This window comes from Streptomyces sp. NRRL S-920 (assembly GCF_000717945.1).
Taxonomy (GTDB): Bacteria; Actinomycetota; Actinomycetes; order Streptomycetales; family Streptomycetaceae; genus Streptomyces; species Streptomyces alboniger.
Window position 1 is genome coordinate 1 of the sequence record NZ_JODF01000028.1, and the last position, 26,067, is coordinate 26,067.

At 73.2% G+C, this 26,067-nt stretch carries 23 protein-coding genes and 1 pseudogene; 9 read left to right on the forward strand and 15 right to left on the reverse strand.

From position 1 onward, the window contains the following. Positions 1-279 precede the first annotated feature (279 nt). The 3 genes from tgmC to IG54_RS0120360 are packed head-to-tail and all read right to left on the reverse strand — an operon-like array spanning position 280 to position 2,727. Entirely contained in the window at positions 280-1,476 is a 1,197-nt protein-coding gene (tgmC, locus tag IG54_RS0120350) for an ATP-grasp peptide maturase system methyltransferase (protein WP_030786113.1), read from the reverse strand. Then, entirely contained in the window at positions 1,473-2,456 is a 984-nt protein-coding gene (gene tgmB / locus IG54_RS0120355) for an ATP-grasp ribosomal peptide maturase (RefSeq protein ID WP_030786116.1), read from the reverse strand. Before tgmB ends, tgmC begins: the two co-directional genes overlap by 4 nt. 4 nt (positions 2,457-2,460) lie before the next feature. Then, positions 2,461-2,727 carry a putative ATP-grasp-modified RiPP gene (locus IG54_RS0120360; protein ID WP_030786119.1) on the reverse strand — a complete coding sequence of 89 codons (267 nt, stop codon included), beginning with the start codon at positions 2,725-2,727 and terminating at the stop codon, positions 2,461-2,463. Positions 2,728-2,885: 158 nt separating this feature from the next. On the opposite strand from IG54_RS0120360, the gene IG54_RS0120365 reads away from it, so the two are divergent. The 3 genes from IG54_RS0120365 to IG54_RS0120375 are packed head-to-tail and all read left to right on the forward strand — an operon-like array spanning position 2,886 to position 5,450. Further along, positions 2,886-4,253, forward strand: a complete 1,368-nt coding sequence (locus IG54_RS0120365; protein WP_030786122.1) for a hypothetical protein — start codon at positions 2,886-2,888, stop codon at positions 4,251-4,253. Positions 4,254-4,266: 13 nt separating this feature from the next. Then, positions 4,267-4,557, forward strand: a complete 291-nt coding sequence (locus tag IG54_RS0120370; RefSeq protein ID WP_030786127.1) for a DUF6087 family protein — start codon at positions 4,267-4,269, stop codon at positions 4,555-4,557. A 2-nt stretch (positions 4,558-4,559) separates the two neighbouring features. Next, positions 4,560-5,450 carry a GNAT family N-acetyltransferase gene (locus IG54_RS0120375; RefSeq protein WP_030786130.1) on the forward strand — a complete coding sequence of 297 codons (891 nt, stop codon included), beginning with the start codon at positions 4,560-4,562 and terminating at the stop codon, positions 5,448-5,450. Between the two features lie 30 nt (positions 5,451-5,480). Here the strand turns inward: IG54_RS0120375 and IG54_RS0120380 are convergent, their stop codons facing one another. After that, positions 5,481-6,212: a pyridoxine/pyridoxamine 5'-phosphate oxidase gene (locus IG54_RS0120380; RefSeq protein WP_078594305.1), complete on the reverse strand. Its 732-nt coding sequence runs from the start codon at positions 6,210-6,212 to the stop codon at positions 5,481-5,483. Between the two features lie 78 nt (positions 6,213-6,290). Further along, positions 6,291-7,496, reverse strand: coding sequence for a thiolase C-terminal domain-containing protein (locus IG54_RS0120385; RefSeq protein ID WP_030786136.1), 1,206 nt, complete (start codon positions 7,494-7,496; stop codon positions 6,291-6,293). 267 nt (positions 7,497-7,763) lie between these two features. Between IG54_RS0120385 and IG54_RS0120390 the strand changes: the two genes are divergently transcribed. Both IG54_RS0120390 and IG54_RS0120395 read left to right on the forward strand, forming a co-directional pair. Next, complete coding sequence (locus IG54_RS0120390; protein WP_051819739.1) at positions 7,764-9,014, forward strand: serine hydrolase domain-containing protein; 1,251 nt, start codon at positions 7,764-7,766, stop codon at positions 9,012-9,014. Positions 9,015-9,211: 197 nt separating this feature from the next. Further along, complete coding sequence (locus IG54_RS0120395; protein ID WP_051819716.1) at positions 9,212-10,429, forward strand: acyl-CoA dehydrogenase family protein; 1,218 nt, start codon at positions 9,212-9,214, stop codon at positions 10,427-10,429. Positions 10,430-10,461: 32 nt separating this feature from the next. Here IG54_RS0120395 and IG54_RS0120400 read toward each other — a convergent pair whose 3' ends face one another. Then, positions 10,462-11,109: a TetR family transcriptional regulator gene (locus IG54_RS0120400; protein ID WP_030786146.1), complete on the reverse strand. Its 648-nt coding sequence runs from the start codon at positions 11,107-11,109 to the stop codon at positions 10,462-10,464. Positions 11,110-11,266: 157 nt separating this feature from the next. On the opposite strand from IG54_RS0120400, the gene IG54_RS0120405 reads away from it, so the two are divergent. Together IG54_RS0120405 and IG54_RS0120410 are read left to right on the forward strand one after the other, a co-directional pair. Continuing rightward, positions 11,267-12,076 (forward strand): VOC family protein, encoded by an 810-nt coding sequence (locus IG54_RS0120405; RefSeq protein ID WP_030786149.1) that lies wholly within the window; start codon positions 11,267-11,269, stop codon positions 12,074-12,076. Positions 12,077-12,270: 194 nt separating this feature from the next. Then, the gene (locus tag IG54_RS0120410) at positions 12,271-14,667 is read left to right on the forward strand and encodes a PQQ-binding-like beta-propeller repeat protein (RefSeq protein WP_030786151.1); all 2,397 of its coding nucleotides are present in this window, start codon (positions 12,271-12,273) and stop codon (positions 14,665-14,667) included. Positions 14,668-14,691: 24 nt separating this feature from the next. Here IG54_RS0120410 and IG54_RS43585 read toward each other — a convergent pair whose 3' ends face one another. The 4 genes from IG54_RS43585 to IG54_RS0120430 all read right to left on the reverse strand — a co-directional run bounded on the left by IG54_RS43585 (position 14,692) and on the right by IG54_RS0120430 (position 18,331). Next, on the reverse strand, positions 14,692-15,741 hold the full coding sequence (locus IG54_RS43585; protein WP_324615419.1) for a hypothetical protein: 1,050 nt from the start codon (positions 15,739-15,741) through the stop codon (positions 14,692-14,694). Between the two features lie 125 nt (positions 15,742-15,866). Next, positions 15,867-16,652, reverse strand: a complete 786-nt coding sequence (locus IG54_RS0120420) for an enoyl-CoA hydratase/isomerase family protein (RefSeq protein WP_199809564.1) — start codon at positions 16,650-16,652, stop codon at positions 15,867-15,869. Beyond that, the gene (locus IG54_RS0120425) at positions 16,649-17,110 is read right to left on the reverse strand and encodes a Zn-ribbon domain-containing OB-fold protein (protein WP_030786159.1); all 462 of its coding nucleotides are present in this window, start codon (positions 17,108-17,110) and stop codon (positions 16,649-16,651) included. Before IG54_RS0120425 ends, IG54_RS0120420 begins: the two co-directional genes overlap by 4 nt. Before the next feature lie 72 nt (positions 17,111-17,182). Continuing rightward, positions 17,183-18,331 (reverse strand): lipid-transfer protein, encoded by a 1,149-nt coding sequence (locus IG54_RS0120430; protein WP_030786161.1) that lies wholly within the window; start codon positions 18,329-18,331, stop codon positions 17,183-17,185. Positions 18,332-18,446: 115 nt separating this feature from the next. Here IG54_RS0120430 and IG54_RS0120435 point away from each other — a divergent pair, with 115 nt between their 5' ends. Next, positions 18,447-20,051 carry a FadD3 family acyl-CoA ligase gene (locus IG54_RS0120435; protein WP_030786163.1) on the forward strand — a complete coding sequence of 535 codons (1,605 nt, stop codon included), beginning with the start codon at positions 18,447-18,449 and terminating at the stop codon, positions 20,049-20,051. A gap of 108 nt (positions 20,052-20,159) precedes the next feature. On the opposite strand, the pseudogene IG54_RS0120440 reads toward IG54_RS0120435, so the two are convergent. Together IG54_RS0120440 and IG54_RS0120445 are read right to left on the reverse strand one after the other, a co-directional pair. Beyond that, positions 20,160-20,538: pseudogene (locus IG54_RS0120440) on the reverse strand (VOC family protein); the annotation flags it as partial. 108 nt (positions 20,539-20,646) lie between these two features. Continuing rightward, positions 20,647-21,273 carry a hypothetical protein gene (locus IG54_RS0120445; protein WP_030786168.1) on the reverse strand — a complete coding sequence of 209 codons (627 nt, stop codon included), beginning with the start codon at positions 21,271-21,273 and terminating at the stop codon, positions 20,647-20,649. 65 nt (positions 21,274-21,338) lie between these two features. Here IG54_RS0120445 and IG54_RS0120450 point away from each other — a divergent pair, with 65 nt between their 5' ends. Beyond that, positions 21,339-22,205 carry a hypothetical protein gene (locus IG54_RS0120450; protein WP_037897493.1) on the forward strand — a complete coding sequence of 289 codons (867 nt, stop codon included), beginning with the start codon at positions 21,339-21,341 and terminating at the stop codon, positions 22,203-22,205. Here IG54_RS0120450 and IG54_RS0120455 read toward each other — a convergent pair. The 3 genes from IG54_RS0120455 to IG54_RS0120465 form a co-directional block, all read right to left on the reverse strand. After that, positions 22,189-22,392, reverse strand: coding sequence for a hypothetical protein (locus tag IG54_RS0120455; RefSeq protein ID WP_030786175.1), 204 nt, complete (start codon positions 22,390-22,392; stop codon positions 22,189-22,191). The two genes, IG54_RS0120450 and IG54_RS0120455, sit on opposite strands and share 17 nt — an antisense overlap. A 173-nt stretch (positions 22,393-22,565) precedes the next feature. Beyond that, positions 22,566-22,748, reverse strand: a complete 183-nt coding sequence (locus IG54_RS0120460; RefSeq protein ID WP_030786180.1) for a hypothetical protein — start codon at positions 22,746-22,748, stop codon at positions 22,566-22,568. Between the two features lie 208 nt (positions 22,749-22,956). Further along, on the reverse strand, positions 22,957-25,932 hold the full coding sequence (locus IG54_RS0120465; protein WP_030786183.1) for an AfsR/SARP family transcriptional regulator: 2,976 nt from the start codon (positions 25,930-25,932) through the stop codon (positions 22,957-22,959). Positions 25,933-26,067: the final 135 nt, after the last annotated feature.

The following is a 26,067-nucleotide window of genomic DNA, read 5'->3' on the forward strand; positions in this document are numbered from 1 at the left end:
GCCCGGCACCAAGGCCCGCCGTCCGCGCTCGGCTGCCCATCGCCCCGCTCAGGGGCGGGGCGGTGGAAGGGGCGGCAGGGGTGGGTGATTAGGGCTGGGGTGGGCTGATGGGTGGGGGGCGTCGGGCGTGGGGGCGCGTGGCTGGGCGCCTGGGTTCGGCGGCCCGCTCCTCTGCCCGCGTCCGCCGCCCGGGCCCGCCGCCCGCGTCCGCCGCCCGGGCCTGCTGTCCGGGCCCGGCACCAAGGCCCGCCGTCCGCGCTCGGCTGCCCATCGCCCAGCTCAGGGGCGGGGCAGTGGAAGGCCGGGCAGGTGTGGGTGCCGCAGGTGCTGCCCGCCGTCGTAGACGTGCAGAGTGAACGTCTCCGGCCCTGGGCGGTCCGCCTCGTCGTACGCAGACAGCATCCGCTCGATCCGCTCCCACAGCTTCACCGGGCCGCCCTCGCGCACCTCCCACCCGCCCTCGCCGGGGGTGAGGGCGGCGGCGGAGCCGGTGACGACGTCGACCAGGTGGACCACCTCGCCCACGGTCGTCATCTGCGCGCCCGGCACGGCGCATTGAGCGAGGAAGCGCAGGTGGAACGCCTCCGCGGTCGCGGCCGTGAGCCGCTCCGGGCTGTGCCGGGCCGCCCGGCCTGTCTCCGGGAGCCCGCAGGCCCAGTGGGCGGGGTTGCCGAACGCCGGCGCCGCGTGGGTGCGCGCGGACATGAACGACACCGTGCCGCCCAGCAGCCGCCCCTCGGCGGTGCCGTCGTCGTTCACGGTCAGCAGGACGCGGGCGTAGCCGTAGAGCCAGCCGGACAGGGTGAGCAGGATCTTCCCGCCCGGCCGGACCTGCGCCAGCAACGCCGGGGGCACAGCGCGGAAGGAGCAGGCGGCCACGATCCGGTCGAACGACGCTTCGGGCCAGTAGCCGTACAGCCCGTCCGCCACCGCCAGCGTCGGCGTGTACCCGTAGCCGTACAGGGCGCTGGCCGCCTGTTGAAGCCGGTGGGGGTCGACCTCGATGGACGTGACGTCGGCGGAGCCGAGACGTTCGCAGGCCAGCGCGGTGGAGTAGCCGGTGCCGGTGCCGACCTCCAGCACCGTGTGCCCTTCCTGCACGTCGGCGTCGGCCCACATCCGCACCACGAGCGACGGCAGCGTGGACGACGAGGTGGGGGCACCGCCGTGCCGCACCTGCGGCGCCTTCCAGTCCGGTTCGTCGCTGTCGAACTGGGTGATCAGCGTGGTGTCGGAGTACGCGGCGGCCAGCCACCGGCCATAGTCCAACTCGGCGGTGACCGCCTCCCACACAGTCAGGCCCTGCCCGTCGCGCTCGTCGGCGGGCAGGTAGAACCCGGGTACGAAGGCGTGCCGGGGCACCGTCTCCACCGCCTGGCGCCAGCCGGGATCGGCAAGGACGCCGTCGTCGGCAAGGGTCTTGGCCAGCGCCTCACGCAGCCGGGCGGCGTCGGTCTCCAGGTCGGCGGGCATCATCGGGCTCCGCCTCCTTCCGTGCTCAGGATGTCGGCGAACGCCGTGGTGATGTCGCCGGCGTCGGGCAGCCAGCCCCACTGGCCGTTGGGATTGCACTCGATGAACACCCAGTCCTCCGGGCGGTCGCCGTCACCGGTGAGGGCGAAGTCGAAGCAGCCGAAGACCAGGCCGAACGCGCTCAGGTAGCTGTGCAGTGCCGCCTCGATCAGGGCCGGGACGGCGATGGGGGCGTGCAGGAGCTGGTCCCAGTCGCCGCGGCGCCAGTCCAGCGAGCCGTCCGGCGCGGCGATCTGCTGGGCGAACACACGGCGGCCGACCACGGTCACCCGGACGTCGCCGGTCTTGGAAATCTCCGACTGGAACAGGTGGGCGGTCACCGTGAGGGAGTCGTCGAAGGAGTCCGGATCGACGCGTTGGGCCCAGATCGCGCCGGTGTGCCCGTCCTCGGAACGCGGCAGGCCGCGGAACGGCTTGTAGATCACCGGGCTGTGCTCGGCGGCGAACTCGCGGGCCTGCTCGACGTCGTTGGTGACCAGGGTCGGCGGGATCGTCAGGCCGAGCTGGGCCGCCTGCTGGAGCTGAGTGGGCTTGAAGTCCGCGGCCGTCACGGCGGACGGGTGGTTGACGTACATCGCGCCGTGCAGTTGGTTGAGCACCCCGCCGAGCCCGTGCCGGGCCTCGGCAGTGGCGAAGTCGCGCTGCTGGCCGGGCAGGTGTGCGAAGCGGGAGACGTACGGAGTGGGGCGGCGGTAGTACACCGCCGCCACCTCCCCCAGCTCCACCTCGCGGCTGGCCGTCCGCAGTCGCCCACCCCACGCCGACGCCCCGGCGCCGATGCGGGCACCGAAGACCAGGCCGGGCCCGATGTCGGCCGGGTCGATGCGGGAGACAGGCACTGCACGCTCGTTCAGCGCGGCGATCACGCGGTCCGCGGTGACGTCCTCCAGGGACGTGATGACCAGGACGAGGGGAGCCGTCATCGGATCAGTCCGACTCGTAGTCGGTGGTGTTGTCGTCCTGGGTCTGCGGCTGCGGGTTCTGCCCGTCGCCGCCGCCGGACATCGACGCGGTGCCGGTCGTCTTGCTGGTGCCGTGCTTGCCCATCTCCACCACGTGGCCGACGGCGTCGGTGTAGCGGGCGGTCTGCGTCGCCGGATCGAGCGCCACCGCGGCGTACGACGGCGGGCCGACCGGAAGCCGGTCGGTGACCAGCCGCATCGCCCACGGAACCTGGGGTGCAAGCGTCGCCATGGAGATAGTCCTTCCCCTTGCGCCGAAGCAGTAGCCGGGCGGCTACCACCTGAGCAGAATCGACCTCCCGCACCCGCCCTGACCAGTACCGTAGGTGCCGCGAACCGTGGCGAATCTGCCACGCTCCGTGACAGAAGTCAGGGAGGGCGTAAGACGCGATGACCGGCAGAACGAGCAATACGCACCTCGCGCTGTGGATCGGCGCCACCGGACTGGCCCACGGCGAGATAGCCCGTCGTATCGCAGCAGAAGCGATCTGCGGAGGTCACCGGCAGATCGCCCCCGACGCCACCCGCGTACGGCGCTGGATCGACGGCGAGCGGCCCCGGCCGCCCGTGCCCGCTCTGCTCGCCGCGGTGATCTCCGGCGCGGTGGGCCAGACGGTTACCCCGGGTGATCTCGGCCTGACGTCCACCGGGCCCACGTTGGATAGCATCCAGCTCCCACTGCTGACCGAGGCAGCCGCCCAGACCCTGGCCGGATGGACCCAGATGGACCTCTTCCTCGACCGCCGCGACACCCTCAAGCTCGCCCTCGGCGCCCCGCTGATCCTCGCGGCCGAGCGCATGCTGGGCGCCACCGCCCGCCGCCTGGGCCCAGGCGCCAAGGGCTTCGACACCGACACCACCGCCGCGCTGGAAGAGGTCACCGCGTTCTTCACGAAGGCAGACGCTTCCAAGGGCGGCGGCCTGTATCGGTCCGCGCTCGTCGCCCAGCTCGCCGAAGTCGCCCGCCGCATCCGGGACGGCGTCCCGCCCAAGCTGAAGGCCCGGGTGTTCACTGCGACTGCCGACCTCGCGGCGCTGGCCGGGTGGGTCAGCCACGACTGCGGCCGGTACGCGACCGCCCAGCGGTACTGGTCCTACGGCATCTACGCCGCATCCGAGGCCGGGCAGCCGGACCGCGGGGTGGAGATCGTCACCCGCATGTCCCACCAGATGATCTACCTGGGCCACCCCGGCGACGCCCTGGGACTGCTCGGCGTCGCCGCGGACAAGGCCAACCTGCCCGCGACCAGGGCGCTGGTGGCCTCCCAGACCGGGCGGGTGCACGCGGCCCTCGGTGACGAGCGCCAGGCCGAGCGGCACCTCGGCGCCGCCGACGAGCTGGTGGCCGAAGGTCTGGGCGACGACGTTCCTGCGTGGGTGGACTACTTCGATGCCGCCGAGCACGCCGGCGCCCGCGCGGTCTCCGCCCGCGACCTCGCCGGGATCGGACGGGCCCGCCGCGCGAGCGTCCACTTCACCGACGCGCTCGCCCTGCGCAAGCCCGGCTTCGACCGGGTGAAGGTCATGGACCGTGTCGGTCTGGCTGCCGCGCTGTTCGACGAAGGCGAGCCCGAGCAGGCCGCCCAAGTCGCTCAGCAGGCCCTCGACGAAGCCGCCCGGGTGGACTCCACGCTCGTCGTCTCCCGGCTCAACACGCTGTTGGACGCCGCCCGCCCCTACAACACCGCCGCAGTGGACGAGGTCCGCGCCCGCGCCGCCGATCTCGCCGTAGCACGCCCGACGACCGTCGCGGCCTGAGACCATCGAGTCCATGGGCAAGCACTCCCGACCCGGACCGCCGAACCAGCCGTCCCGCGCGATCCCGCGCGCCGACTCCGGTGATCCGCTCGCCGCCTACCACAAGCGGCGCCACCCGCCGCTCGATCGCTACCGCCGGCACCGGCCGCTCCACGGCGGCGGCGGTCACCTCCGGCCGGACGAGCCGAGGGCGCTGGAGGAGTGGAACGGATTTTCGTACGAACCCGCGGGCACCGCCGCGAACCTCGCGGACGCCGTGCGGTGGGTGAACGAACGTACGTCCGACGACGAGTCGGCGACATGATGATGAGGCCGGGCTCCCACAGCTCCAATGACCCATACCCCCACTGGCAGTTAACCCAAGACCTCGACGCCTTCCGCACCCGCGCCGACGCGTTTCTGCGGTCCGAGCCCGCCCTGCACACCGCCCTCCTCAGCGTCACCGACACCCTGCGCGTGTCGGGGCTCCACGCGTACGGGGAGGGGGCGCCCCACTTCGGTGCGTACGTCGATGAGGGCGGCCACGTCCGCGGGGCTTTTCTGCGTACCCCGCCGTATCGGCCGGTCCTCAGCCCCCTCGGCCCGGAAGCCGTCGACGCCCTCGCCCGGCAGCTCGCCGACCTCACGCCCGATCTGCCGGGCGTCGCCGCCGACGAGGAGACCGCGGAGGGTTTCGCCCGTGCCTGGGAGAAGCGCACCGGGGTCACCGCCGCGCCCGGCTACCGGCAGCGGCTCTACCGGCTCGGCCCCCTCACCCCGCCCGAGCCCGCCCCGCCGGGCCGCGCCCGTCTCGCCGACGAGGGTGACCGGGAGCTGCTGGCGCGCTGGCACGGGGAGTTCACGGAGGCCGTCGGCGAGCCGTCCGCCATGGACCCCGGGGCGTGGGTGGACGCCCGTCTCGCCTATGGAGGCATCACCCTCTGGGAGACCCCGGACGGCACGCCCGCCGCGATGGCCGGCGCCACCCGCCTCATCGCCGGGCAGGTCCGCGTCGCCCCCGTGTACACCCCGGCCGGACTGCGCGGCCGCGGCTACGGCGGTGCCGCCACCGTCGCCGTCACCCGCGCCGCCCTCGACGCGGGCGCCGCCGAGGTGCTGCTCTTCACGGACCTCGCCAACCCCACCAGCAACGGCCTCTATCAGCGGATCGGCTACCGACCCGTACGGGACTTCACCCAGTACGACTTCAGCGTATGAACCCCGGACCTTTGACCCGGCGAGCCGGGCTCAGGGCCAGAGCAGCTCCCGGGTCCAGGCCTGGTCGGCCCGCGCCCTCCGGTACCGCAGCCGGATGTGCCGCCGCCGCGCGTCGCCCTGGAAGAACTCCGCCTCCAAGGGCTCCAGCACGTACAGCGTCCAGGTCGGTGCGTCCGCGTCCGGCTCGGCCTGGGCCCGGTCCCAGGCGGCGGCCGACGAGCGCTCCAACTCCTCGTACGCGTCCAGCACTTCGCTCTGCCGGCCCACCAGCGCCGCGGCGAGCGCGCCCGTCGACCTGGCGTGCAGGTCGGCGAGGCTCTCGGCGTGCGGCGCCGTGGTGATCCGGCCCCGGATCCGGATCTGCCGGCCCTGCGAGGCCCAGTAGAAGTGCAGGGCGGCCTCCGGGCGGGCGGCGAGCTGGTGGCCCTTCCTGCTGCTCGCGTGCGAGGCGAAGTGCCAGCCGCGTTCGTCCGCGTCGTGCAGCATCACGGTCCGTACGTCGGGCCCGCCGTCCTCCGCGACCGTCGCGAGACCCATCGTGTGCGGCTCGGCCTGCCCCGCGCCCACCGCCTCCGCGAACCACGTGTGGAAGAGGGGCAGCGGCGCCGCGGGCGCCACCGCCGGATCGAAGCCGGGCAACTCGACGTCCCAGACGCGCTGCGCCCTCAGCAGCCTCTGGAACTCGGACACGGGGTGCGCGGAGGCGCCCCGCGCCGCGGCGGGCCGCGCGGCGGCAGGTCGTGGGGATCCGGAAGTCGTCATACGTCGATTGTGGCGTGCCGCGCCCCGGTGAACCCCGACCGCCCTCATCCCCCGTGCCCCGGCCCCGGACCTCGCCCCTCACCCCCTCCCCAACACCACCGTCCCCGACGAGCAGAACCAGCCTCCCGTCCCCGAGGCCACCGCCAGTTCCGGCAGAGTGCCGTCCGGGCGTCTCACCTGGCCGGGGCCCGCCTCGCCCCGCAGTTGGCGTACCGCCTCCACCAGCAGGAACAGGCCCCGCATTCCGGGATGCTGGGCGGAGAGGCCGCCGCCGTCTGTGTTCGTCGGGAGGGCGCCCGTGCGCAGCAGGCGGCCCTCTTCCACGTACGCGCCGCCCTCGCCCTTTGCGCAGAAGCCGAGGTCCTCCAGCGTCACCAGCGTCATATAGGTGAACGCGTCGTAGATCTGCGCCACGTCCACATCCTGTGGACGGATCCCCGCCCGTTCGAAGGCGAGGCGGCCGCTCACCGCCGCCGGGGAGACCGTGAAGTCCTCCCATTCCGACATCGTCGTGTGCGAGACGTGCTCGCCCGCGCCGAGCACCCACACCGGCTCCGACGCGCAGTCCGCCACGTACTCCTCCGCCGCCAGCAGCACCGCGCAACCGCCGTCGGAACGGATGCAGCAGTGCAGCTTGGTGAACGGGTCCGCGATCATCGGTCCCGCCAGCACCTCGTCCACCGTGATCGGGGTGCGGAACATCGCGTCCGGGTTCGTCGCCGCGTTGGCCCGTGCCTGCACGGCCACCGAGGCGAGCTGCTCCAGCGTCGTGCCGTACTCGTGCATGTGGCGGCGCGCGGCCATCGCGTACTTGGCGATCAGGGAGTGCCCGTAGGGGGCCTCGAACTGGAGCGGGCCGCGCGCGCCGAAGGAGAGGTTGGATGTGCGGCGCCCCGCCTTGATGTCGGCGCGGGCCGTCGAGCCGTAGACGAGGAGTACGGCGTTCGCCCGCCCCGCCGCTATCGCCTCCGCCGCGTGCGCCGCCATGACCTCCCAGGTGGCGCCGCCGACCGAGGTGGAGTCCACCCAGCGGGGCGCCAGACCGAGGTACTCGGCGACCTCCACGGGCGCCAGCGTGCCGAGGCCCGCCGACGCGATGCCGTCGATGACCTCGCGGTCCAGGCCGCAGTCGGCGAGCGCGCGGCGGGCCGCCTGGGCGTGCAGGGCATAGGGCGTGGCCTCATCCACCCGGCCGCAGTCCGAGAGGGCGACACCGACTGCGGCGACCCTGCGGGAACGGGAACCCGAGTGGGAACGGGGGTGGGATCGGGAGGCCAGCGGCATGGATCTGACGGTACATCAGGTTATGGTCGGTGGAGTAGGTCGCCTGTACTCGGGTGGAGCGCCCGGGACGGGTTCCACCGCCGGATATCGGCGGCCCGTGACAGGAACCGGCGTGGCGCGTTGGCACTCATGCTCCATGAGGATCCGGGACAGCGCGCAGTGGTCGCCCCTCCCCGGCCCCCACGGCACGCCGCACGCGCGTGCCGGTCCCCGCTGAGCCGAGAACGAGGAAGTCACGTGCCCCTGTCGACCCACAGACGCCTGGCCATGAGCGCCACCCTGATCGCCGCCCTCGCGGGCGTTCTCGCCCCCGCCACCGCGGCCTCCGCGGCACCCGCGGCCCCCGCCGTACCGGCAGCCCCCACATCCCCCGCCGGTCCCGTGGCCCCCTCCGCCCCCGCCCCCGACATGGACGGCGTGACCGCCGCCCTGAAGGCCGCCATGGCCAACGGCGCTCCGGGCGCGATGGCCCGCTTCACCGGCCCCGGCGGCGTCCGCACGCGCACCGAGGGCGTCCGCGACCGCGTCTCCGGCAAGGCCATGGACACCCGGGCCCGCTTCCGTATCGGCAGCGTCAGCAAGACCTTCTCCAGCGTCGTACTGCTCCAACTGGTCGACGAGGGGCGGCTGGAACTCGACGCGCCGGTCAACCGTTACCTCCCCGGGCTGCTGCCCGACGAGCGCATCACGGTCCGCCACCTGCTCACCCACCGCAGCGGCCTCGCCGACTACACGGACGCCATGTTCGCCAAGACCGTGCCCGGCTTCGAGGCCGTGCGCAACCGCGTCTTCACCTACCGGGAGCTGGTCGACCTCTCGCTGGCCGCACCCCGCACCACCGAGCCCGGAGTCTCCTACAAGTACTCCAACACCAACTTCGTCGTCGTAGGCATGCTCATCGAGAAGGCCGCGGGGACCCCGGTCGCCGAGCAGTACGAACGGCGCATCATCAAGCCGCTGGCGCTGAGCCACACCTCCTACGTCCACCCGGAGACCCGGATCAAGGGGACGCACGTACGCGGCTACCTCCACCCCGACGAGGCGGGAGCGCCGCTCGTCGACTCCACGGAGCAGACCGTTTCCTGGGCCCAGAGCGCCGGCGCGGTCATCTCCGACCCGGCCGACCTGAACACCTTCACGACCGCGCTGATGCGGGGCAAGCTGCTCTCGTCCCGCATGCTGGACGCCATGACCACGGTCACCCCGACGGACACCACCCAGACCCGGTTCTACGGGCTCGGACTGCGCCGTTACGACCTGTCCTGCGGCACCCAGGTGTACGGCCACACCGGCACTGTGCAGGGCTACTACACGTACACCTTCGCCACCCGTGACGGCCGCCGCGCGCTCTCCGCCATGGCGAACACCTCGAACCGGGGCGCCGCGAACACCGCGCTCGGCGGCACCCTGGAGGCGGCCTTCTGCGGGAAGAAGCCCGCGCCCGCCACACCGTCGGCGAAGGCGCCGCGCGCCCTCACCGCGCTGCCGGCGGAGGCCGACCTGCCCGAGCGCCGCTGAGGCCCTCCTCGGGCCGGGTCCGCCGAAGCCGAAGCTGAAGGTATGTCTGAAGCCGGACCCGGTCCGAGGTGCGGGCGTCTGCGCGAGCGGTTCCGTCGCGCTCGGCTCTGGGCATCTCCCTGCCGCCGCCCTAACATGACGGCCCGTCAGAAATAGGCGCGGCCGCAGGGGGCCGCCCCCGGGGGAGGAGCCTGCCGATGGACGCCGCCTTCAGCGCGGAGCAGGACGAGATCCGCCGCACCCTGCGCGAACTCATCACCAAGCGCTGCGGGCCCGACGAGGTCAAGGCCGCCGTGCGCACCCCCCTTGGTCACGACCCCGCCCTGTGGGCCACCCTCGCCGAAAGCCTCGGCCTGCCCGGCCTCGCCCTGTCCGAGGCGTACGGAGGTGTCGGCTGTACGGCAGCCGAACTCGCCCTGGCGTGCGAGGAGTTGGGGCGGGCCCTTGTTCCCTCCCCGCTCCTCGCCACCGCCGTCCTCGCCGCCCCGCTGATCCTCGCCCTCGGCACCGAGGAGCAGCGCGCCGCCCAGCTGCCCCGGATCGCCGCCGGGGAGCTGACCGCCGCCCTCGCCGTGCCCGGCACCGGGCTCGCCACCGCGCTCGGTCTCGTCGGCGACAACGCCGGGGACTGGGCGGGCGGCGGACGCGCGGGCGGCGTGCAGGCCAGGGTCCGCGACGGGGTCTGGCGGCTGTACGGGCAGGCCGAGCAGGTGCTCGACGGGCACAGCGCGGGGCTGCTCGTCGTCGCCGCGCACGCGGGAGGCTTCGCCCGCGCCCGTACGCTCCTCTTCCTCGTGCGCGAGGGAGCGCGCGGCATGGCGCGGGCGCGGCAGACCTCGCTCGATGGGACTCGTACGCAGGGGCGCATCGAACTGCGCGATGTCGAAGCGGAGTTGCTGGGCCGCGACGACGCCGATGTGCCGGGTGTGCTCGCCGCCGTCGGGGATGTCGCCGCCACCGTCGTGGCCGCCGAGGCCGTCGGTGCCGCGGGCCGGGCGCTCGAACGCACCCTCGACCATGTGCGGCAGCGCGAGCAGTTCGGGCGGCCCATCGGGTCCTTCCAGGCCGTGAAGCACCGCCTGGCGGAGGTGTATGTGCAGGTCGAGGCCGCTCGTTCGGCCGTCTACTACGCGGCGTGGGCCGCAGGGGGCGAAGCGGTGGGTGGTCTCGCGCTCGCGCAGGGGCTCGACGCGTTGCGGGCCGCCGCGTCCGAGGCCGTACAGCTGCACGGCGGCATCGGATTCACCTGGGAGCACGACGCGCACCTGTACTTCAAACGGGCCCTCGGGGACGACCTCCTCTTCGGCCCCCCACACCGCCTCAGATCCCGGTCAGCGGACCAAGCAGCCCTGTTCACGGCCCTGACCCCGGAGACCACAACGGCGGACCACCACAGTGATCCGCCGCCAGGCTGACAGGACTTAGAGAGAGCGGAAGCCCGAAAAGGCTACTTCGTCGGCTTCTTTCCAGTGACACCCAAATGCACCAACATCGCCAGGTTCGGCTTGAGTTCGGCCTGTTTGACGCCCCACGTCTGGAAGCCGCGCTGGTGCGAGGCGACCGCGGCGAGCATCGCGACCAGGGAGCCCGCCATGGCCGCCGGACTGATGTCCTTGTCGACCTTGCCCTTGGACTGGAGTTCCTTGACGGTGTCCGTAAGGGAGTTGTTGACCGAATTGAGGATCTTCATCCGGATCTTGTAGAAGCGCTTGTCGCCCTCGGCGGCACCGAGGTCGACGACCCGGAGGATCGCGTCGTTCTTGCGCCAGAAGTCCAGGAAGCCCTCGACCAGATCCTGGGAGGTCTGCCAGCCCGCCTTGCCGACCCACGAGCGCCCGTCGAGCACCTGGGTCAACTCCGCGCCCTCGGCGGCCATTTGCTCCGCGATCTCCAGGACGGCACCCTCGACGTCCGGAAAGTACTGGTAGAAGGTCGCGGGTGAAGTCCCCGCCTTCCGGGCGACGTCGATGACTTTGACGTCCCGGTAGGGCGAGGAGCTGAGCATCTCGCTGAGGCAGTCGAGCAGCTTCTGACGCGTCGCCTGACCACGCCGACCGGCCACACGGCCGTCGACGGTACGTACCTGTCCTGTCATGCCGTCAGCTTACCGAGGGGTGATCGGAGCGCGATTCGGCCGAGTGCAAATGGGGTTGGGGCCGCTGGGGGCGGCCGGGGGCTCACTCCGTGTGAATCGACCAAAGGTTCGATCGTGTGTGCTGCGGAGGCCGGAAAGGGCCGCTAGCTTGACTGGCATGGACTACGCAGAGCAGGACACAGCGGGCGGATACGCGGAGGGCGTGCCCTGCTGGGTCGACGCGATGCTCCCCGACGTCGAGGGCGGCAAGAGGTTCTACGGCGAGCTGTTCGGGTGGACCTTCGGCGAGGACCCGGGCCCGGAGTACGGGCACTACGCCCAGGCCTACAGCGAAGGCCTGCCCGTCGCCGCGCTCGCGCCCAAGGCCGACGGCCGTATGCCCACCGTGTGGACCGTCTACCTCGCCACCCCCGACGCGGCCGCGCTCGCCGGACGGGTGAAGCGGGCGGGCGGCTCCATGGTGAGGGAGGTCCTGCCCGTCGGGCCCTTCGGCACCATGGGCCTCGCCGCCGACCCCGAGGGCGCCGTCTTCGGGCTCTGGCAGGGCGGCACCCACCAGGGGTTCGGCAGGAGCCGGCGGCCGGGGACGTACTGCTGGAGTGAGGTGTACTCGCGAAACAAGGACCTCGTCGACCCCTTCTACGAGACCCTCTTCGGCTACGGCGTCCACGACCTGGACCTCGACGGCATCGACTTCCGCACCTGGTCGCCCCCCGGAGCCCCGGCCGGGCCCGGCACGGCGATCGGCGGGCGCAGCGTGATGTCCCCCGCCACCGACGGGTACAGCAGGCCCGAGACACACCCCCACTTCCTCGTCTACTTCCAGGTCACCGACGCGGACGCGACAGCCGCCGCGGTCGTCCGGCTCGGGGGGCGGGTGCAGCTGGCCCCCCATGACATCCCGTACGGACGCGTCGCCGTGCTCCGGGACAACCAGGGGGCGACCTTCGCGGTGCTCCAGGACTGAAGCGTGGGTTTTTTGTCCCGCAAAACCCCGAGAGACACTGAGAAACCCCGAGACACCCCGATCCCGCCCCGGGTTCGCCAGGGCCGCCTCGGACAGGAAGAATCAGGGTGCGTGCCGCCGTAGCGGCTCGGGTGGTGAGACGCTGCACGGGGCTGTCTTCTTCGGCGGCCGCGTACGGGGAGGTGGCAGGGCAAGTGGTGGATCAGCTGACGCAGCACGATCCGAGGCGGATCGGACCGTTCGAGGTGCTCGGCAGGCTGGGCGCCGGTGGCATGGGCCTGGTCTATCTCGCGCGCTCCGCGTCGGGGCGGCGCGTGGCGATCAAGACGGTGCGGACCGAACTCGCCGAGGACCAGCTGTTCCGCGTCCGCTTCACGCGCGAGGTCGAGGCCGCGCGCGCCGTGTCCGGCTTCTACACGGCCGCCGTGGTGGACGCCGACCCGCGGGCCGCCGTGCCCTGGCTCGCCACCGCGTACGTCCCCGCGCCCTCGCTCGAAGAAATAGTGAATGAACACGGGCCGCTGCCCACCCAGGCCGTGCGCTGGCTCGCGGCCGGTGTGGCCGAGGCCCTGGAGTCCATCCACGGCGCGGGCCTGGTCCACCGCGACCTCAAGCCGTCGAACGTCCTCGTCGTCGAGGACGGACCGCGCGTCATCGACTTCGGCATCGCGTCCGGCGTCTCCAACACCCGGCTGACCATGACGAACGTCGCCGTCGGCACGCCCGCGTACATGTCACCCGAGCAGGCCAAGGACTCCCGCAGCGTGACCGGCGCGAGCGATGTCTTCTCGCTCGGCTCCACGCTCGTCTTCGCCGCCACCGGCCACGCCCCCTTCCACGGCGCCAACCCCGTCGAGACCGTCTTCATGCTGCTCAGGGAGGGCCCCGACCTCGAAGGGCTGCCCGACGAGCTGCGCCCCCTCATCGAGTCCTGCATGCAGATGGAGGCGGCGCTGCGGCCCAGCCCCGCCGACCTCCAGGCGCAGCTCGCCCCGCACCTCTTCGCCTCCGAGAGCGCCGACAACGACGACAGCGGTACGGCGTCCGCGTGGCTGCCCGAGCGGGCCGTCGCGCTCATCGAGGCCCGCAGGGGTGGCCGGCCCCCGGCCCGGGTGCCGGCCACGGCCGGTCGCAGCGGCGGCCGGGGTGCCGCCGTCCCCGCGGCGGTGCCCGCCACCGCCCCGCCGCCCCCGCAGCAGCCGCCGCCCGCGCCGCCGTCCCGGCCGCCGTTCGCGGCCACGCCCGACTCCGGGCCCGTGCGGCTCGCCGGGGCCAAGGTGCCGATCGGACCCGGGCCGCGGGTGGCCGACTCCCGGGCCTCCGCCATGCCCGGCGCCTCCGGGCTCGCCGCGTCCTGGTCGCGGTCCGCCTCGCCCAAGGCCGCGGCCAACGGCGTCGCCCCGGCGGCGCCCGCCGTGCCCGCGCCCTCGGCGGCGCCGGACCCGGGCCCCGAGGCGGCCAAGACCTGGCGGCCGTGGCGGTTCCGGATGTCCAACGACGTGTGGGGCACCCCTGTCGTGGCCGGTGACCTGGTCTACGTCACCTCCTTCGAGGTGCACGCCCTGGACGTCGGCACGGGCCGCCGCAGCTTCAAGACGCGGGACGTCGCCTGGTCCATGGCGGTGGCCGACGGACGCGTCCACGCCTCCGACGGCCCCACGCTCTACGCCCTCGACGGCGCCGACGGCTCCGACCTGTGGCGGCTGCCGACCGACGCCTGGGTGTACTCCCTCCAGGCCGCCCGCGGCACGGTCGTCACCGGCACGCGCGGTGGCGGCGTCCAGGCCTGGGAGGCCGCCAACGGCGAGAAGCTCTGGGAGATCACGGGCGCCCAGACCGACTTCGAGACGCCGGAGGCGGGGCCCGCCGTCTTCGACGGGACGGTGTACGTCTGGAAGGACGCGAGGCTGCGGGCCCTGGAGGCCCGTACGGGTGAGGAGCGCTGGTCCTACCCCGTCGGCGACGCGGCCTCCTGCGGAGGCGTGCCGGTCCGGCTCACCCAGGCGCAGGACGGCTACGTGTACGTCTCGGCCGGCAGCCGCGTCCTCGCCATCGACGTCGCCGCCGGGCACGTCCGCTGGCACTTCGAGGCGCCCGCCGCCTTCCTCTGCCCGCCGGCCTTCGCGCCCGGGCCCGCCGTGACGGGCGGCGGCGTGTACCTCGCCGACTACCTCGGCACGGTGTACGCCCTCGACGCCACGGACGGCCGCGACCGCTGGCGCATCGCCACGGAGTCCCGCTCCTCCATCGAGCCGGTCCTCGTCGCGGACGGCCACGTCCACGTGGGCAGCGGCAAGGGCCTCTACACCCTCGACGCCGTCACCGGCACCCCCAAGTGGCGCTTCCAGGCGGGCGGCGAGGTCGTCGGCGCGCCCGTCGTCGCGGACCGCCGCATCCACTTCGGCTCGACGGACCACCTGCTGTACACCCTGAAGGCCGACGACGGCCGCCTCCGCTGGAAGCTGGCCACCGGCGGCGAGATCACCGGGGCGCCCGTGGTGCGGGACGGCGTGGTGTACGCGTGCAGCAAGGACCGGTGCGTGTACGCGCTGGACGCCGAGCGGGGGACGGGGACGTCACCCCGACCGTAGCCACCGCCCCACCGCCTCACCGCCTCATGGCTCCGGCGACTGCCGCCACCCGGCAGGATCGTCCGGCCCGACGGGCGGGGCCTGCGGGCGCGGCGGCGGTGGCGGCTCCTGATCGGAGGCGGGGCTCTCCTGCCAGGGGGCGGGGCCTCCGGGGTGGGGGTCGCTCTGCCAGGTGTCGGCGCTGGGGCCGGGTCCGGGGCCGCGGGAGTCGCCGTCTTGCCAGGTGCCTCGGGCGTAGGGGTCGTTCTGCCACGGCCCGGCGCCGGGGGCGGCGCCCCGGGCCTGGGGGTCGTCCTGCCAGATGTCGCGGGTGGCGGCCGTGTCGCGGGCGTGAGGGGCGTCCTCGTGCTCCGGAGTGCGGGGGCCGTTCCCGTACTCGGGGTCGCGGGGCCCGTTCCCGGGCCCGTACTCGGGGTCGGGCGACCCGTACCCGTACTCGGGGGCATAGGGCCCGTCCTCGCGCTCCTGGGCGGGCCGGTGGGGGGCGTACCCGCGCTCCGGGACGTGAGGGTCGTACTCGTTGTGATCGGGGTCGGGGTCATGGGGCCCGTCCCCGTACTCGGGGTCGCGGCGCCCGCCCCCGGGCTCGGGGGCGTAGGCCCCGTTCGTCCGCTCCCGGCCCGCCCGGCGGCGGGCGAAGCGGCGGGGAGTGGGACGGCGGCGGCCGGACAGGAGTGCTGCCGCCAGCAGCAGGAGGGCTCCGCCGCCGAGTGCGCCGAGTACGCCTACGCCGAGACCCGAGCCGTCGCCGGATATCGAGAGGCTGCCCGCCGCCTGGCCCTGGCGCACCATCCACAGCACCGCGAAGCCGAGTACGACCACGCCCGCGAGCAGCACGAGCAGCCGGGAGCGCAGCAGGAGGCCGATCAGCGTCAGCAGCGCCGCGAAGGCGAAGGGGAGGAAGAGCGAGCCGAAGAGTTCCGCGTCGGCGCCGGTGACCCCCGCCCCGGAGAAGAGTTCGTCGAGGCGGAAGTGGCGCCCGTGACGGCCGTCGTACCAGGCTCGGAAGGGGCTCCATACGGCGGCCGTCGCTCCGATGAGAGCGAGGACCGTCCCGAGGACGTTGCGGACCATGACGGGCCTCCTCGTACGTCACCACGCGCCGCGCCCCGCGTGACCACGTGAAGCGCCGCGCGCACCCGTACGCGTCTCTCAAAAGGGACGCTACGCCGCCCGCGTGCCGCCTGCCACGCGGGCGGTCACCGGATCCGGAAGCCGCCGCCCCGCCTGCTCTCGAACAGCTCCGCCTGGCGTTCCGGCGGCAGGTTGCCCAGCGCGATCAGGTGCGGCGCGTGGGCCATGGCGTGGGCGCGGGACGCCTCCCTCGCGGACCAGAGCGAACGGACCGTGCCCTGGACCGCCTCCGTGGGGTAGGAGGCGATGGTCGCGGCGGACCGCACGGCCGCCGGCAGCGCCCCGCCCGGCGGGGTCAGCTCGGAGACCAGGCCCGTCTCGTACGCCCGTCGCGCGGATACGCGTTCGGCCGTGCCCATCAGAGACATCCTCGCGACCTCGCCGTACGGCATGCGCTGCGCCATGTGGACCGACTCGTACGCGCTGACCATGCCGTACGTCGTATGCGGATCGAAGAACGTGGCGTTCTCGGCCGCGACGACGAACTCCGCCTCGCCCAGCAGATAGAAGGCGCCTCCGCACGCCATGCCGTTGACGGCGGCGATCACCGGCTTCCAGAGGTCGTTGGCCTTCGGGCCGATCGTGAGGAGCGGGTCGTCGATCGTGTAGGGGGAGTCCGGCTGCGGCACCCGCACGGAGCGGTCGATGCCCGTGCAGAAGGCCTTGTCGCCCGCGCCGGTCACGACGATCGCGCGTACGGAGTCGTCGTACCGGAACCCGCGCCAGGCCGCTGCCAGCTCGGCTGCCGTCTCCAGGTCGATGGCGTTGTGCCGCGCCGGGCGGTCCAGGGTGAGGACCGCCACGCCCGTGTCCTTGTCGGTGGCCGTGCGCAGGGCGCCCCGCGCGGTCACGGGCGCTCCAGGATCCAGCGCGGGACCGTGACGCCGTCCTGGTCCGCGAAGACCACGTGCACCCTCGCGCCGATGCGCAGGCGCGTCGGGTCGACGGAGTTCAGGGGGGCGTCGGGGGCCGCAACGAGGTTGCCGACCAGGCGGATGCGGGGGGCATCGGCGAGTTCGACGACGATCGCGTTGTACGGCATCCGGGCGGCGTAGGCCGGTAGGAGGGGCGGGTGGGGGACGACGTAGGACCAGATGCGGCCCCGGCCGCTCATCCTGCGCCACGTGCTGTCGAAGGACTGGCAGTGGGGGCAGCAGGGGCGGGGTGGGAAGCGGGGCGCGCCGCAGGTGGGTTCGGCGCAGGTCTGTATGCGGAGTTCGCCTCGGGCGGCGTAGGTCCAGAAAGGGGTGCCGTCTTCGTCCACGGTGGGCGTGAGCAGGGGCTCGGCCGTTTTCTTCGCGTCTGCCATGTGGGGGTTCCTTTGTGGGTGCGGGTTTGGTGTGGTTGCTCGCGCCGTTCCCCGCGCCCCTGACGGGGCACTTCAAGCCCTGAGCAGCAACGCCGAGGTCGGGACGCCCTCGCCCGCCGTCACCAGGCACGTCGACGCGTCCGGGACCTGCGCGGTGGAGGTTCCCCGCAGTTGCTTCACGCCTTCGTTGATGAGGTTGAAGCCGTGGACGTAGGCCTCGCTGAGGCCGCCGCCGCCGGTGTTGATGGGGAGCCTGCCGCCGCTCTCCAGGGCGCCGCCCTCGGTGAACGCGCCGCCCTCACCGCGTCCGCAGAAGCCGTAGCCCTCCAGGGAGAGCGGGATGAGCGGGGTGAACGCGTCGTAGATCTGGGCGACGTCCACGTCCTGCGGCCCGAAGTCGGCCTGCTTCCACAGGTGCCGGGCCGCCGTCCAGGCGGGCCCGGAGAGCGGGTCGTCGTTCCAGTAGTTGACCATGCCGTGATGCTGGGAGGGGAGCCCCTGGGCGACGGAGTGGACGTACACAGGTGTCGTACGACAGTCCCGGGCCCGCTCGGCGGAGACGACGACGCACGCCAACGCCCCGTCCGTCTCCAGGCAGTTGTCGAAGAGGCAGAGCGGCTCGCTGATCCAGCGCGAGGTCATATACATGTCGCGGGTCAGCGGACGTTCGTACATCATCGCGGCCGGGTTCTGGTTGGCGCGGTTGCGGCAGGCGAGGGCGACGTTGAAGAGGTGGTCGCGGGTGGTGCCGTACTCGTGCATGTGGCGGCGGGCGAGCATCGCGATCTCGTCGGCCGGGCGGAGCAGGCCGAAGGGGCGGGTCCACTGGGCGGGCGTGGGGAGTTGGACGGCCGTGTTCCGCCAGGGGCGGGGGCCGCTGCCGCGCTTGCGGGAGCGCCAGGCGACGCCGACGCCCGCCTGGCCGGTGGCGATCGCGGAGGCGAGGTGCGCGACGGTGGCGCAGGAACCGCCGCCGCCGTAGCCGACCTTGCTGAAGAAAGTGACGTCACCCGCGCCGATGGCCTTGGCCACCTCCACCTCGTCGGTCTCCTCCATCGTGTACGAGGCGAAGGCGTCCACCTCCGAGGGCGCGATGCCCGCGTCGTCGAGCGCCGCGACAATGGCCCGGCACGCCAACTCCTTCTCACTCTGAGGGAGTTGTCTGGCGAAGGGGGTCTGGCCTATCCCGGCTATCGCTGTAGCGTCCTTGAGTGCGGGCATGGGCAGCGGCACCTCCGCGGGAGAGGCGACCCGGTCGCCGTCTCGACTGCTGACAGGGCGTCAGGCTACCGCTAATCTGACGGGCAGTCAGCTACTGCGGTGGGAGGGGCTTGCGATGCGCGGCGACCTGCGGTGGGGGTCCATCCCGGGGCTGGTCGGGGCGGCCGCCGAGCGGTACGGGGAGCGGGAGGCGGTCGTCGAGGGCCGTACCCGTATCTCGTACGAGGAACTGGGCGGGCGCGTGGAGCGTGCCGCGGCCGCCTGTATGGCGAGCGGGGTCGAGCCGGGCGACCGCGTCGCCGTCTGGGCCCCCAACACCCTCGACTGGATCGTCTGCGCACTGGGCGCGGTCTCGGCGGGCGCCGTCCTCGTCCCCCTGAACACCCGCTTCAAGGGCGCGGAGGCCGCCTACGTCCTGGCCCGCACCCGGGCGAGGCTCCTCTTCGTCACCGGCACCTTCCTCGGCACGTCGTACGTGGCCTCCCTGCGCCGCGCGGCGGCCGACGGTCCGGGGGACGGGCCGCTGCCCGGCATCCCGCACCTGGAGCAGGTGGTCGTCCTCTCCGACGACGCACCGGAGAACTTCCGTACCTGGAAGGACTTCCTTGCGGGCGGCGAGCCCGTGGACGCGGCCGCCGTGCGCGCGCGGGCGGCGTCGGTGGACGGCTCGGTGCCCTCGGACATCATCTTCACGTCCGGTACGACGGGCCGGCCCAAGGGCGCCGTGATCACCCACGCCCAGACACTGCGCTGCTACGACGTGTGGAGCGATCTCGCGGGACTGCGCGAGGGCGACCGCTATCTGATCGTGAACCCCTTCTTCCACACCTTCGGCTACAAGGCCGGGATCATCGCCTGCCTGATGCGGGGCGCCACGATGATCCCGCAGCCGGTCTTCGACGTCGACACGGTCCTCGCGAACATCGCCGCGGAACGCGTCTCCGTCCTGCCGGGCCCGCCCACCCTGCACCAGTCCCTCCTCGACCACCCCTCCCGCCACCAGTACGACCTGTCGGCGCTGCGGCTCGTGGTGACGGGCGCGGCGGTCGTGCCGCTGCGACTGGTGGAGCGGCTGCGCGGCGAACTGCGCGTGGGCACGGTCCTCACCGCGTACGGCCTGTCGGAGGCGAGCGGCATCGTCACCATGTGCCGGCGCGGCGACCCGGCCGAGCTGATCGCGTCGACGTCGGGGCGGGCGATCCCCGACACGGAGATCCGGGTGGTGTCCCCCAACGGGGAGACGCTGTCACCGGGCCACCCCGGCGAGGTCCTGGTCCGCGGCCACCACGTCATGCGGGGCTACTTCGAGGACCCCGCGGAGACGGCCCGCGCGATCTCTGCGGACGGCTGGCTGCGGACCGGCGACGTCGGCGTCCTGGACGCGGAGGGGTACCTCCGCATCACGGACCGCATCAAGGACATGTTCATCGTCGGCGGCTTCAACGCCTATCCCGCCGAGATAGAGCAACTCCTCGGCGCCCACCCGGATGTGGCGGACGTCGCGGTGATCGGGGTGCCCGACCCGAGGCTGGGCGAGGTCGGCAGGGCGTACGTGGTGCGGCGGCCGGGTTCGGTGGTGACGGCGGACGACCTGATCGCGTGGTCGCGGCGGGAGATGGCGAACTACAAGGTCCCGAGAGGGGTGGAGTTCGTGGCCGAGCTGCCCCGGAACGCGAGCGGGAAGGTGGTGAAGGGGGAGTTGCGGAGGGGGGCGCGCTAGCGGGCCCGCCCGGCGGCGGTCAGGGCCGCGGGGTGGGTGCGGGGGCCGCTGCGGCTTCGGCGCTCGCCGTGGTCCTCGCGGCTTCGGCGGTCGCTGCGGCTTCGGCGGCGATGAGGGCCGCGCGCTCCGCCTCGCCGCACTCCACGCAGAACTCGTTGCCCTCGGGGTCCGCGAGGAGGGCCCAGCCCCGGCCGGTGGGCTTGCGGTGGTCGTCGACCAGTTTCGCGCCGAGCGCGATGAGCCGCTCGACCTCCTCGTCGCGGGTGCGGTCCTGCGGCTGGAGGTCGACGTGCACCCGGTTCTTGACGGTCTTGGCCTCGGGCACGGTCACGAAGAGGAGGGTGATGCCCTCCGCCGTGACGAGGGCTTCGGGATCTCCGGGGAAGTCGTCGTCGGCGAGCGATCCGCCGAGGACCCCGGCCCAGAAGGTGGCCTGGCGGTAGGCGTCGTGGCAGTCGAATGTGAGGTGGCGCACAAGGGAGGTCATGGGCGGCACTATCCGGGCCGGGGGGCCGGGCTGTCCACGGGATTTCGGGGGCGAGCCGTCTCCGGGGGCGCGGGGCGCGGCCGGGTGGCCGAGCGGCCGGTGGGCTGTTCAATGGCCGGTGGGCGGCTCGATGCAACCGGTCTCCGGGAAGCGGCCGTTGGCCTTGACCTCGTAGTTGGATTCCTGGACGAAGGCGGTCACGCAGGCGTCGTCCCCTACGTAGAGACCGATCATCGCGCCCTCGGGCGTGATGTTGCCACCGTCCTCGTAACGCTCGTACATCTCCCGCACGTCCAGCTCCCCGCCGAGCAGCTCGCCCCCACTGGTCGTCTCGCGGACCTCGTAGCCCAGCTCGCCGGTGAGCGCGGCGCGCACCCGGTCCGGGTCCCACTTCTTCTGCCGCCAGAGCCGCTTCAGCACGGGCTTGATACGGGCGGCCTCCGCCAGCGCCGCCTTCTTGTCGGCGGAGGACATCTCACCGGGGCGGCGGTAGGCGTTGTTCTCACCGTTGTGGGGAGCGCCGTCGACGACTCCGGGTTCCACGTAGGGGGAGGCGCCGGGGGCCGACGGGCTGGGGGCCGAGCTGCGGGAGGCCTGCGGGGAGGCGTCGACGCGGGGTGCGTCCGAGGCGGACCCGGCGCGCGTCTCGCTCCCGCAGGCGGTCAGGGGCGCGGCGACCGCCAGCAGGAGGGCGGCGATGCGGAGGCGTCTTCGATGCGTCGGCGAGGTGACCATGTGCATGACTCTGCCATGCAGAGGCGACCCTCCGCTCTGGAGTTCGACTCTGCGACGATTGCGCGATGAACGCCGCACCGCCCCGCTCCCGCGTCCTCTTCGTCACGGACCTCGCCTACGAGGCCAAGGGCCGCCGCTACTGCGACGAGGACATCTACCTCACCGCCCGCCTCCGCGAGGACTTCGACGTGGCCCTGTGCCACCCGCTGGACGCGGCGCCCCTCATGGAGACGTCCGCCTTCGACACGGTGATGGTCCGCAACAGCGGCCCGGTCCTGAACTACCAGGACGGCTGGGACGACTTCAGGGCGCGCGCGGCGGGGTGCGGGGCGCGGGTCTACAACCAGCTCACCGGCAGGGCGGACATGCTGGGCAAGCAGTACCTGCTGGACCTGACGGCCGCGGGGTACCCCGTGATCCCGACGGTCGACGACCCCCGGCAGGCCGACCGGCTCCCGGAAGCGGCCACGTACGCGGTCAAGCCGAAGCAGGGCGCGGACTCGATCGGCCTCACGTTCCTGCCGAGGAAGGACCTGGCGGCCCTGGCGCCCGCCGCGGCCTCCGGGATCCTGATCCAGCCGCGCATCGACTTCACGTACGAGGTGTCGTTCTACTTCGTCGACCGCGCCTTCCAGTACGCCCTCCACGCCCCCGACCCGGAGCGCCGCTGGCACCTGGAGCGGTACGCCCCCGCCCCCGAGGACCTGGCCTTCGCGCAGCGCTTCGTCGACTGGAACACGATCGACCACGGGATCCAGCGGGTGGACGCGTGCCGCACCCCGTCCGGCGGCCTGCTCCTGGTCGAACTGGAGGACCTGAACCCGTATCTGTCCCTCGACCTGCTGGACGACAGGACGCGGGACGCGTTCGTGGCGGCCGTGAAGGCCGGCCTCCGGGCCCAACTGGCGGCCGCGGTCAGTCCTGCGGCGTGACGGGGATGTGGGAGTCGCCCTGCGGCGTGACCGGGATGTGACTGTCGCCCAGGGGGGAGAGGGGGCCGGTGCCGGCTCCCTTCGGGGTGGCGGGCGCCTGCTGGCCGGCGAACGCCGGGCTCGCCGCGCCGCCGGCGACCGCCGCCGAGAGGGCCAGCGCGACGAAAGCCTTTTTGGTGCGAGTCATGTCCACTCCTGTGTGCGATCCGTGCGATCCGTGCGATCTGTGCGATTGGTGCGGTGTGTGCATTGGGCGCGATGGGCGCGTTGTGCGCGGTTGAACCAGTGGTGAGTCATGCGTCGGCCGCGGCGGCTCCCCCTCCGCGCCGCCGCGGCCGACCCCCGTCGGGAATGAAGTTCTCAGGCGCCCTTGGGCGGCGGGGCGGGCATGTGGCTGTCGCCCTGCGTGGTGACCGTGCCGTCCTTCGGCGGGGCCGGCATGTGGCTGTCGCCCTGCGTGACGGCCTTGCCGTCCTTCGGCGGGGCGGGCATGTGGCTGTCGCCCATGGTCGTGAGGTCGGGCATCTTCGTGGTGTCGCTCATGATGGATCTCCCCCGTGGAGTTGACGGTGTGCTGGGGCGAACGCCCGCTCGGCAACTCCCCCGAGGGTCGCCGAACGGGCGTTCCAGGGCCGCTCACCCTATCTTCTGTGGGGCCCGGTGCGACCTGTCTGCCCCCCGACGCGACGGGTCGATGCATTGAGAGTGGCAGCTGCTCATAAACGTTCGATGAACGCGCTGGACGGCCTCGTCAGGCCGCTGCCACGGGGTGGAGGAGCCGGCGCACCTCGCCGGTCTCGGGGGCCCCTGTCCGCTCGTGGATGGCCAGGGCCTCGCGCCAGCACGCCCGTGCGCGGTCGAGCTGGCCCAGGCTGTCGAGGGCCTTGCCGAGGAGTGTGAGGACGTTGGCCCGCATCCAGTCGCCGCCGATGAACCCCGTGGTGAGCGCCTGCTCGGCGTGGAGCGCGGCCAGGGTGGTGCGGCCGGACCTGAGGTGGACCTGCGCGATGCGGTAGTGCGTCGTGCCCTCCCACAGCCGCTGCCGGTTCTCCACGAAGACCTGCAAGGCCTCGGTCAGCTGGTCCATCGCCTCGGGGTGGCGGCCCGCGTGGCTGAGGACGATGCCGAGGGCGTAACGGGCGTTGGCGAGCCGGAAGGTGAGACCGAGGTCGTCGTAGATCGCGATGCCCTGCCGCACGAGGTCGATCGCTGTGGAGGTGCGCCCCAGGGCGACGAGGACCCGGGAGAGGTTGCACAGGGCGCTGGCCTCACCCGGGCGGTTGCCGTCCGCGCGGAAGGCGTCGATCGCCCGGAGCAGATAGCGCTCGCTGGCCGCGGGCCGGTTCAGGCAGTTCGCGGCGATGCCCAGCTCATTGGGCGCGTTGCTGCTGGTCCACGGGTCGTCGGTGCTCTCGCCGAGGCCGATGGCGTGCTCCGCCTCCAGCCGCGCGGCCTCGAAGCGGCCCGCGTTGTTGTGGACCTGCGCCAGCGTCACCCGCGCCCGCCCCTGCGCGTGCGCGTCGCCCAGCGCCGATGCCGCGTCCCTCGCCGCCGACGCGGCCAGTTCGTAGCGCAGCGAGCTGGCGCCCGACTCCGCCAGGTCCTTGGACGCCAGGAGGAGGTCCACGGCGCGGCGCAGGGTGTGCGGGCCCAGGGACTGCTGGACGCAGGCCAGGATGCAGGCCGCCTCCGAGTGGAGCCAGTCCAGGGCCTTCGCGTCGTCGCTGAAGTCCTGGCCCAGGTGTGCGGTGAGTTCGAGGTGGTCCACCGTGCGGTCGCCGGGCCGCTCGATCGCGTAGACCCGCGCGGCCGTCGCCAGATAGAAGTCCAGCAGGCGCGACATCGCCGCGTCCCGCTCGCTCGGCGGCTGCTCGTCGCGGTCGGCGCACGCGCGCGCGTAGAGGCGTACGAGGTCGTGGTAGCGGTAGCGGCCCGGTGCCGCGGACTCGATGAGCGAGGTGTCGACCAGCGCCTCCAGGAGGTCCTCCGTCTCCTCCAAGGGGCGGTCGAGGATCGCGGCCGCCGCGGCGAGGGAGAGGTCGGGGCCGTCCGCGAGGCCGAGGAGGCGGAAGGCGCGGGCCTGGCTCGGCTCCAGCTGGCCGTAGCCGAGTTCGAAGGTGGCCTTGACCGCGAGGTCGCCCGCCTGGAGTTCGTCCAGGCGCCGCCGCTCGTCCGCCAGCTTCGCCGCGAGCGTCGAGACCGTCCAGGTGCGGCGGGCCGCGAGCCGGGAGGCCGCGATGCGGATGGCGAGGGGCAGGAAGCCGCAGGCCGCGACGACGTCCAGGGCCGCTTTCCGTTCCGAGGTGACCCGCTCCTCGCCGACGATGCGGGTGAACAGGAGCAGGGCCTCCTCGGGGGACATCACGTCCAGGTCGACCAGGTGCGCGCCCGCCAGGTCGACCATCCGGACGCGGCTCGTGACGAGCGCGGCGCAGCCCTCCATGCCGGGGAGCAGGGGGCGGACCTGCGCGGCGTCGCGGGCGTTGTCCAGGAGGACGAGGACGCGGCGGCCGTCGAGGACCGAGCGGTACAGGGCCGCCCGTTCCGCCAGGGAGTCCGGGATCGCGGAGTCGGGCGTGCCGAGGGCGCGCAGGAACGCGCCGAGGACCGTCTCCGGTTCCGCCGCCCGCGCGCCGGCGCCCTGGAGGTCGACGTAGAGCTGGCCGTCGGGGAAGTGGGCGCGGGCCACGTGCGCGACGTGGACGGCGAGGGTCGTCTTGCCGACGCCTCCGATGCCCGCGAGGGCCGAGACCGCCATCACCCGCCCCTCGGCCGAGGAGAGGATGTCGCTCAGCTCGCCGACGAAGGAGGCCCGGCCGGTGAAGTCCGGCACGGTCGCGGGGAGTTGGGCCGGACGGACGGCGGTCGTGGCCGGTTCCGGGTCCGCGGCCGAGGGTTCCGCCAGGGCCGGGTCGGCCTGGAGGATGCGCTGCTGGAGTTCCTTGAGGCCGGGGCGCGGGTCCACGCCCAGCTCGTCGGCGAGCAGGCGGCGCGTGTCCGCGTAGACCGCGAGGGCCTCGGCCTGGCGGCCGCTGCGGTAGAGGGCCAGCATCAGCAGTTCGCGCAGGCGCTCGCGCAGGGGGTGGGCGGCCGTCAGGGCGGTCAGCTCGGACACCGCCTCCGCGTGGCAGCCGGCTTCCAGGTCCATGTCGAGGCGCGACTCGATCAGTTGCAGTCGCCACTCGTCGAGGCGGGTGCGCTGGGTGTCCGCGTAGGGACCGGGGACGCCGGCCAGGGGCTCGCCGTCCCACAGGCCGAGGGACTTGTTCACCAGTGCGCGGGCCTGGCCGAGGTCACCGATGCCGCGGGCCTTCTCGGCGGCCGCCCAGAGATCTTCCGCGACGGCCAGGTCGAGGGCGCCGTCCGCGACCTGGAGGGCGTACCCGCCGGATTCGCTGACGAGAACTCCGGGAGGCAGCACCTTCCGCAGCCGCGACGCGTACGTCCGTACCGCCGCCAGCGCCTGCGAGGGCGGTTCCTCGCCCCAGAGGGCGTCGATCAGCTCCGAGGCCGTGGCCGTGCGGCCGTCCCGCAGCAGCAGGGCCGCCAGCAGGGCCCGCTGCTGCGGCGAGCCGGTCGGGAGCTGTTCCGTGCCGTGCCACGCGCGCACCGGTCCGAGCACGCTGAAGCGTGACGTCCGGACCTCGGGATGCCCCTCGGTCCGTGCCCCGGGGGTGTTCCCCGAGGCCGGACGCCACTGCTCCGGTACTCGCGGTACATCGACCATCGCTCCCCCTGCCGCCCTGCCGTTCCCAAGTCCTGCCGGTCGCGGGCCTGCCCTGCCCGCGTCTTGCCGTATTCGGTCATGCCGCGGCGGGACCGCGGCCGCTTCGGGCGGCCCGGGCCGTGCCTCGGTTCGTGC

What these genes read in the sequence shown, in the direction of transcription:
- tgmC (WP_030786113.1), bottom strand. Translation starts at nt 1,476, where the DNA reads ATGATGCCCGCCGACCTGGAGACCGACGCCGCCCGGCTGCGTGAGGCG.
- tgmB (WP_030786116.1), bottom strand. Translation starts at nt 2,456, where the DNA reads ATGACGGCTCCCCTCGTCCTGGTCATCACGTCCCTGGAGGACGTCACC.
- IG54_RS0120360 (WP_030786119.1), bottom strand. Translation starts at nt 2,727, where the DNA reads ATGGCGACGCTTGCACCCCAGGTTCCGTGGGCGATGCGGCTGGTCACC.
- IG54_RS0120365 (WP_030786122.1), top strand. Translation starts at nt 2,886, where the DNA reads ATGACCGGCAGAACGAGCAATACGCACCTCGCGCTGTGGATCGGCGCC.
- IG54_RS0120370 (WP_030786127.1), top strand. Translation starts at nt 4,267, where the DNA reads ATGGGCAAGCACTCCCGACCCGGACCGCCGAACCAGCCGTCCCGCGCG.
- IG54_RS0120375 (WP_030786130.1), top strand. Translation starts at nt 4,560, where the DNA reads ATGAGGCCGGGCTCCCACAGCTCCAATGACCCATACCCCCACTGGCAG.
- IG54_RS0120380 (WP_078594305.1), bottom strand. Translation starts at nt 6,212, where the DNA reads ATGACGACTTCCGGATCCCCACGACCTGCCGCCGCGCGGCCCGCCGCG.
- IG54_RS0120385 (WP_030786136.1), bottom strand. Translation starts at nt 7,496, where the DNA reads ATGCCGCTGGCCTCCCGATCCCACCCCCGTTCCCACTCGGGTTCCCGT.
- IG54_RS0120390 (WP_051819739.1), top strand. Translation starts at nt 7,764, where the DNA reads ATGAGCGCCACCCTGATCGCCGCCCTCGCGGGCGTTCTCGCCCCCGCC.
- IG54_RS0120395 (WP_051819716.1), top strand. Translation starts at nt 9,212, where the DNA reads ATGGACGCCGCCTTCAGCGCGGAGCAGGACGAGATCCGCCGCACCCTG.
- IG54_RS0120400 (WP_030786146.1), bottom strand. Translation starts at nt 11,109, where the DNA reads ATGACAGGACAGGTACGTACCGTCGACGGCCGTGTGGCCGGTCGGCGT.
- IG54_RS0120405 (WP_030786149.1), top strand. Translation starts at nt 11,267, where the DNA reads ATGGACTACGCAGAGCAGGACACAGCGGGCGGATACGCGGAGGGCGTG.
- IG54_RS43585 (WP_324615419.1), bottom strand. Translation starts at nt 15,741, where the DNA reads ATGGTCCGCAACGTCCTCGGGACGGTCCTCGCTCTCATCGGAGCGACG.
- IG54_RS0120425 (WP_030786159.1), bottom strand. Translation starts at nt 17,110, where the DNA reads ATGGCAGACGCGAAGAAAACGGCCGAGCCCCTGCTCACGCCCACCGTG.
- IG54_RS0120430 (WP_030786161.1), bottom strand. Translation starts at nt 18,331, where the DNA reads ATGCCCGCACTCAAGGACGCTACAGCGATAGCCGGGATAGGCCAGACC.
- IG54_RS0120435 (WP_030786163.1), top strand. Translation starts at nt 18,447, where the DNA reads ATGCGCGGCGACCTGCGGTGGGGGTCCATCCCGGGGCTGGTCGGGGCG.
- IG54_RS0120445 (WP_030786168.1), bottom strand. Translation starts at nt 21,273, where the DNA reads ATGGTCACCTCGCCGACGCATCGAAGACGCCTCCGCATCGCCGCCCTC.
- IG54_RS0120450 (WP_037897493.1), top strand. Translation starts at nt 21,339, where the DNA reads ATGAACGCCGCACCGCCCCGCTCCCGCGTCCTCTTCGTCACGGACCTC.
- IG54_RS0120455 (WP_030786175.1), bottom strand. Translation starts at nt 22,392, where the DNA reads ATGACTCGCACCAAAAAGGCTTTCGTCGCGCTGGCCCTCTCGGCGGCG.
- IG54_RS0120460 (WP_030786180.1), bottom strand. Translation starts at nt 22,748, where the DNA reads ATGAGCGACACCACGAAGATGCCCGACCTCACGACCATGGGCGACAGC.
- IG54_RS0120465 (WP_030786183.1), bottom strand. Translation starts at nt 25,932, where the DNA reads ATGGTCGATGTACCGCGAGTACCGGAGCAGTGGCGTCCGGCCTCGGGG.